2 protein-coding genes are annotated in these 4,158 nt (G+C 72.6%); one reads left to right on the top strand and one right to left on the bottom strand.

Features of this window, described 5'->3' with window-relative positions; all coding sequences use genetic code 11:
* Positions 1-119: 119 nt before the first annotated feature.
* A complete protein-coding gene (locus ACFV0G_RS23095) occupies positions 120-2,654 on the bottom strand; it encodes an FHA domain-containing protein (protein ID WP_380550973.1) in 2,535 nt (844 codons plus the stop codon).
* Positions 2,655-2,875: 221 nt separating this feature from the next.
* On the opposite strand from ACFV0G_RS23095, the gene serB reads away from it, so the two are divergent.
* Entirely contained in the window at positions 2,876-4,132 is a 1,257-nt protein-coding gene (serB, locus tag ACFV0G_RS23090; protein ID WP_380550970.1) for a phosphoserine phosphatase SerB, read from the top strand.
* Positions 4,133-4,158 lie beyond the last annotated feature (26 nt).

The following is a 4,158-nucleotide window of genomic DNA, read 5'->3' as shown; positions in this document are numbered from 1 at the left end:
GCCCCCCCCGCCCCCGCGGGGGGGGAGTTCGGGCGCAGTTTATGGCACGGGCCCTCCCCCCGGCGGGGCGCCCCCCGGCGTGGTGGGGTGCCCCCCCCTCGGCTGCTGCGGTGCCGGGGTCAGCCCTTCTGCATGACCTCGGGCTCGTGGCGGCGCAGGAAGCGCTGCACGAGGAGGGCGAGGCCGATCGAGATGACGATCAGGGCGAGCCAGTTGAGGATCAGGTGGCCCGCGGTGTGGTCCCAGAGCGGGTCGACGATCGGCTTGGGCGGGCGGGTCTCGGTGAAGCTGACGGCCGAGGTGTGGGCCAGGTCGAGGGTGTTGCCGCTCGCGGCGAGGCCCCAGCGGCCGGGCATCAGCCAGGCGAACTGCTCCAGGCCGGGCTTGTCGAAGACCTGGAAGATCGCGCCGGTGAAGACCATCTGGACGATGGCGAACATGACCAGCAGCGGCATGGTCTTCTCGGCGGTCTTGACCAGGGCCGAGATGGTGAGGCCGACCAGCATCGAGGTGAAGCTGAGCAGGATCACGCCGATCGCCATCTCGGCGGCCGGCATGCTCTTGAGCAGCACGCCCTCGGCGGGCAGGGTGCGGGTCTTGAAGGCGATCGCCGAGATGACGCCGCCCTGGAGGAAGCTGACCAGGCCGAGCACCACGATCTTGGAGACCAGATAGGCGGAGCGGGACAGGCCGGTGGCGCGTTCCCGTTCGTAGATCGCCCGTTCCTTGATGAGTTCGCGGACCGAGTTGGCGGAGCCGGACAGGCAGGCGCCGAAGGCCACCACGAGCAGGATCATCTTGGCCACGTCGTTGCGGCCCGAGACGCAGGCGGCCAGGCCGCAGTGGTCGGGGATCAGCACCGAGACGCCGCCGAGGACCAGCGGCAGGATCAGCGACAGCAGCATGAAGCCCTTGTCGGAGCCGATCACCGCCAGGTAGCGGCGGATCAGCGTCCACAGCTGGGAGCCCCAGCTCTGCGCCTTCGGCGGGCGGACCTGGGCGACCGGCACGCTCGGGGCGGTGTGCTGCACCGGGGCGTCCACGTCGGCCGAGTACTGCCGGTAGTGGACCGAGCCCTTGTAGCGGCCGGCCCAGTCGTGGTCGGGGTAGTTCTCGAAGGCCTGGAAGACGTCGGCCCAGGTCTCGTAGCCGAAGAAGTGCAGGGCCTCCGACGGCGGGCCGAAGTACGCCACCGAGCCGCCCGGCGCCATGACCAGCAGCCGGTCGCAGAGGGCGAGTTCGGCCACCGAGTGGGTGACCACCAGGACCGTGCGGCCGTCGTTGGCCAGGCCGCGAAGGGTCTGCATGACCTCGCGGTCCATGCCCGGGTCCAGGCCCGAGGTGGGCTCGTCCAGGAAGATCAGCGAGGGCTTGGTGAGCAGCTCCAGGGCGACCGAGACGCGCTTCTGCTGGCCGCCGGAGAGCGCGGTGATCCGGTTGTCGGCGCGCTTGTCCAGGCGCAGCTCGAAGAGCACCTCGTCGATCCGGCGCTCGCGCTCGGCGGGCTCGGTGTCGCCGGGGAAGCGCAGCCGGGCGGCGTACTTGAGGCCGCTGCGGACGGTGAGCTCCTTGTGCAGGATCTCCGACTGGGGCACCAGGCCGATCCGCGAGCGGAGCTCGGCGAACTGCCGGTACAGGTTGTGGTTGTCGTACAGCACCTCGCCGCGGTCGGCCGGGCGGTAGCCGGTGAGGGCGCGCAGCAGGGTGGACTTGCCGGAGCCGGACGGGCCGATGACGGCGACCAGCGACTTCTCCGGGACGGAGAAGGAGACGTCGTTCAGCAGGATCTTCTTGCCGCCCTTGTGCTCGACCTCGACGGTCAGGTGGCGGGCGGAGAAGGTGACGGCGCCGGTGTCGACGAACTCCTGCAGCTGGTCGCCGACCAGGACGAAGCTGGAGTGGCCGACCGTCAGGCGGTCCTGCGGGCCCATCAGCTGGCGCTGCACCGGCTGGCCGTTGAGGAAGATGCCGTTGTGGCTGCCGAGGTCGACGATCTCCCAGCGGCCGTCGCCGAGCTGGCGGAGTTCGGCGTGGTGGCGGGAGACCTGGAGGTCGGAGACGACGATGTCGTTGTCGAGCGCGCGGCCGATCCGGATGGTGCGCATGCCCGCGGTGAGGTTGCGGACCATGGTCGGGTTGCCGAGCCCGGCGGCGGCCGGCGGCTGCTGGCCGCCCTGCTGCGCGGGGATCGGGGCGTGCTGCGGGTAGCCCTGCTGCGCGACGGCGGGCTGCGGCGCCGGGGTGTCCCACTGCTGGTGCACGGGCGGCTGCGGGGGCCAGGGCTGCTGCTGGGCGGCGGGCGGCGGCGCGGCGCGGCTGGTGACCGCCTCGTGCACGCCGATCGGCTGGGCGGGCGCGCCGGCGGGGGCGGAGAAGGCCAGCCGGGGGCCGTTCTCGGCGTTGCCGAGGTTGACGACGGCGCCGGCGAACAGCGGCGCCAGCTGGGTGCGGGCGCCGCCTGCGAACGTGCCGTTGGTGGAGCCGTGGTCCTCCAGCTGCCAGGCGGCCCCGTCGAAGGAGATGGTGGCGTGCCGCCAGGAGACCCGGGCGTCGTCGAACGGGAAGTCCGAGGCCGGGTCGCGTCCGATGGTGTACGAGCGGCCGGGCTCCAGCACCCGCTGCTGCCCGTTGATATCAAGTACGAGTTGCGGCACTGTCCGCCTGCCCCGCTCTCTCGGTCCCCCGATTGGCTCCCCGTCGGGGAGTTGCGCATGTGATCTGACGGGGGAATCATTCCAGCCCCGCCGCCGTACCTGAAAGTCACCTCGGGCGGTTGTGACCGCCCGGCAACGAAACCGGGGCGGCCCGGTGGTCGTCCCAGCGTGCGGACGCGGGGCGTGCTCCGGCGGCCCGGCCGGGTAGCGTGGGACTCACCATGAACGCGACTGATCCGGCCGCCGCGCCCCTCCCCGCCCCGCAGCCACGGACCGACGACGAGCGCACCCTGCTGGTCAAGGTGTTCGGCAAGGACCGCCCCGGTATCACGGCGGGCCTGTTCACCACGCTCGCCGGGTTCGGCGTGGACGTGATCGACATCGAGCAGGTCGTCACCCGTGGCCGGATAACGCTGTGCGCGCTGGTGACCCCGCCGTCCGGGCCGGGCTCCGAGGGCGCGTTGCGCGTGACGGTGCACCGCTGGGCGGAGGAGCTGAAGCTCCAGGCCGAGATCATCTCCGGCACCGGCGACAACCGGCCGCGCCGGGAGGGCCGTTCGCACGTGACGGTGCTCGGGCACCCGCTCACCGCCGAGGCGGTGGCGGCGCTGGCCGGCCGGATCAGCGGCGCCGGCGGCAACATCGACCGGGTGTTCCGGCTCGCGAAGTACCCGGTGACCGCGGTGGAGCTGGCCGTCTCCGGCACGCCGACCGAGCGGCTGCGGGCCGAGCTGGCGCCGGAGGCCTCGGCGCTGGGCGTGGACATCGCGGTGGTCGCCGCCGGGCTGCACCGGCGGGCCAAGCGGCTGGTCGTGATGGACGTCGACTCGACGCTGATCCAGGACGAGGTGATCGAGCTCTTCGCCGCGCACGCCGGCTGCGAGGAGAAGGTCGCCGAGGTGACGGCCGCCGCGATGCGCGGCGAGCTGGACTTCGCCGAGTCGCTGCGGGCTCGGGTGGCGCTGCTGGCCGGGCTGGACGCCGCGGTGGTGGAGAAGGTCCGCACCGAGGTGCGGCTGACGCCGGGTGCCCGGACGCTGATCCGCACGCTGAAGCGGCTCGGCTACCAGGTGGCGATCGTCTCCGGCGGCTTCACCCAGGTCACCGACCACCTGGTGGACCAGCTCGGGCTGGACTTCGCCGCGGCCAACACCCTGGAGGTCGAGGACGGCCGGTTCACCGGCCGGGTCACCGGCGAGATCGTGGACCGCGCGGGCAAGGCCCGCTGGCTGGCCCGGTTCGCCGAGCGGGCCGGGGTGCCGCTGGCGCAGACGGTGGCGATCGGCGACGGCGCCAACGACCTCGACATGCTGAACGCCGCCGGCCTGGGCGTCGCCTTCAACGCCAAGCCGGTGGTGCGGGAGGCCGCGCACACCGCGGTCAACGTGCCCTTCCTGGACACCGTGCTCTACCTGCTGGGGATCACCCGGGACGAGGTCGAGGCGGCGGACGAGCTGGACGGCACGCCGAGCGAGTGAGCCCGCGTCGGCGGAGGGCGGCTGGC

Origin of the sequence: Kitasatospora sp. NPDC059571 (assembly GCF_042735675.1) — a bacterium.
GTDB lineage: Bacteria > Actinomycetota > Actinomycetes > Streptomycetales > Streptomycetaceae > Kitasatospora.
Note: the sequence above shows the minus strand (reverse complement) of the source record. Positions and strands in the feature narration are given on the sequence as shown.

Coding starts and splice junctions, on each gene's coding strand:
- serB (WP_380550970.1), top strand. CDS start 2,876: ATGAACGCGACTGATCCGGCCGCCGCGCCCCTCCCCGCCCCGCAGCCA.